The organism is Mesorhizobium sp. M2A.F.Ca.ET.037.01.1.1 (assembly GCF_003998075.1).
Classification (GTDB): Bacteria; Pseudomonadota; Alphaproteobacteria; order Rhizobiales; family Rhizobiaceae; genus Mesorhizobium.
The window spans coordinates 1-2,370 of sequence record NZ_RZSA01000985.1; the positions used below are offsets into that span (position 1 = coordinate 1).

At 64.4% G+C, this 2,370-nt stretch carries 3 protein-coding genes; 1 reads left to right on the forward strand and 2 read right to left on the reverse strand.

The genetic code is table 11. The features are described 5' to 3' along the window. Positions 1–120 precede the first annotated feature (120 nt). A complete protein-coding gene (locus EOA27_RS32270) occupies positions 121–558 on the forward strand; it encodes a metallopeptidase family protein (protein ID WP_126080392.1) in 438 nt (145 codons plus the stop codon). Positions 559–711: 153 nt separating this feature from the next. Here EOA27_RS32270 and EOA27_RS32275 read toward each other — a convergent pair whose 3' ends face one another. Both EOA27_RS32275 and EOA27_RS32280 read right to left on the reverse strand, forming a co-directional pair. Next, positions 712–918, reverse strand: coding sequence for a DUF1737 domain-containing protein (locus EOA27_RS32275; protein ID WP_095820644.1), 207 nt, complete (start codon positions 916–918; stop codon positions 712–714). Between the two features lie 29 nt (positions 919–947). Further along, positions 948–1,826, reverse strand: a complete 879-nt coding sequence (locus EOA27_RS32280) for a CoA ester lyase (RefSeq protein ID WP_126080393.1) — start codon at positions 1,824–1,826, stop codon at positions 948–950. Positions 1,827–2,370: the final 544 nt, after the last annotated feature.

Consider the following 2,370-nt stretch of genomic DNA (forward strand, 5'->3'; position numbering starts at 1 on the left):
GAGTCAAGCAGAGTCCGAAGGAATTTATTCCTTCGCCTTTTACCCTGAAAGCCCATGGCCAGCCGGCTCATTTGCCTCTATCGGCGCGAAAGCCTATATGCCGGGATCAAAGGACGTTTCATGGCCCGCATCTACAAGACCCGCACTTGGCACGATCAGCTCTCGCCGTCGATGGACGAGCTGGAGCTTATGGCGCTGGAGGCCTATGCCCATCTGCCGGACGAGTTCCGCAAGCTCACCGGCGAGATCGTCATCCAGATCGCCGAATTCCCGACCGACGAGATCATGGACGACCTGTCGCTGGAGACGCCCTTCGACCTGCTTGGCCTGTTCGAGGGGCGCGGCATCGCCGAGCGCTGGAACCCGCAGACCGGCGAAGGACCGAACCGCGTCACGCTCTACCGCCGCGCCATCCTCGACTATTGGGCCGAGAACGAGGAGACGCTGGGCGACATCGTCACCCATGTGCTGATCCACGAGATCGGCCACCATTTCGGCCTGTCGGATGACGACATGGAGCGGATCGAGGAGGCAGCCGAGCAGGCGGCGGCGGGCTGAGAAACTGTTTGGAAATTCTACTCCGGCGGCCATCTGGCGGCGCTTTCTGCGCTTCCGGTGCTCACGGACAAATGTCCGCTCCGCTCCGGTTCTCGAAATCACCACCATATGACTCGCCAGAGCGAATTTCGAAACAGTCTCTAAACGCCTTCCCTACCAGTCGCTGAGCTTGGTGTCGGCTGTGTATTCCTGGCCTTCGACATCCTTCACCACGGCCTGGCCGCAGCGCATCGACTTGGTCTTCTTGTCATAGGCATAGGTCGGCGAGCCGAACAGGTGCCAGCCCTTGTTCAGCGCGGCGGTGACCTTGTGGCAGAAGGTGGAGTCGTCCGGACCGGACAGGAAGCGGTAGAGTTTCATTTTTCGAACCTATCATGTGTATCGGCGCATCATGCGCCGATGACCGCGGCCTTCGCCAGAAGTTTCTCGGCTTGCGTCAGATGCAGCCGCTCGACCATGCGGCCGTCCAGCGCGATGACCCCCTTGCCGGCATTTTCAGGCCGCGCGAACGCATCCCGGATCGCACGGGCCTCGGCAAGTACTTCGGGCGCCGGCGAGAAGGCGCGGTTCGCCGGCTCGATCTGGGCCGGGTGGATCAGCGACTTGCCGTCAAAGCCCATGGCGGCTCCCTCGGCGCATTCGCGGGCAAAAGCGTCGAGGTCGCGGAAATCATTGGCGACGCCATCGATGACGTCGAGGCCGCCGGCCCGCGCCGCCAGCACCAGCTGCATCAGCCAGGGCATCAGATAGCGCCGGTCGGGCGTCGCCAGGATGCCGGTCGCCTTTACCAGGTCGTTCGTTCCGGCCACGAAACAAGCCAACCTCGAAGCCGGATCGCGCCCGAGCTCGGCGATGGCGCCGATGTTGAGCAGCGCTTTCGGCGTCTCGACCATCGCCCATAGTTTCACGCCGTCCGGCACGGAATTGTCGTCGAGCAGGTCGCCGGCCTCGAGGATGTCGCGCGGCGTGCCGATCTTGGGCAGGAGAATGCCGTCGGGCTCGGCCTTGGCGACAGCCAGAAGATCGTCGGCGCCCCATTCGCTGGCCAAGGCGTTGATGCGCACCACCATCTCGCAGCGTTTTTCGGGCCGGGCGAGAATGCCGGCGACCTTGTCGCGCGCGGGAACCTTGTCAGCAGGCAGGACGGCGTCCTCGAGATCGAAGATGACGGCATCGCAGGCCAGCGAGCCGATCTTGGCGAGCGCCTTGTCGTTCGAGGCGGGGATGTAAAGCACGGAGCGGCGCGGGCGGTAGGTGTCGACGGTCATGGCCGATCTATGCCGGGTGATGGCGTGGGAGGCAAGGCGGAGGTTAATCTCCCCCCTTTGAGGAGGAGATGTCGCCGCAGGCGACAGAGGGGGTCGCCGCGCGTGAAGCGCCGGCGTTCTGCGCGGCAAGAATGAGGTCGGCCCTTTACGCGCTAGGACCCCCTCTGACCGCTTCGCGGCCCTCTCCCCCTCGAGGGGGGAGAGGGCGACCTGCCTGCACGAAATCTGCAAATCCTTACGGAAAACCTCCTCCATTCCGCCGCGCGCTTACCGCGTCCGTCTGCGACAAGGCCGTCATGCAAAAGCCACACACATCCCGCTGGACCCTGCCGCGCCGGCTCCGCGACGAAGGCTGGTGGCTCGTCGCGCCGCAAAGACTGCGCGTCGCGGCGGACGTCCTGCTTTTCCCGCCGAGGTCGCGCCATGTGGCGGATACGCCGAGGAGGGTCCGGCGATGAGGCTCTTTGCCAACCATGCCATGGGCTCTGTCCAGGCATGCACGGATGCCCGAGCGCGTTGCGGTCTCATGGGCTTGTCCCGACAC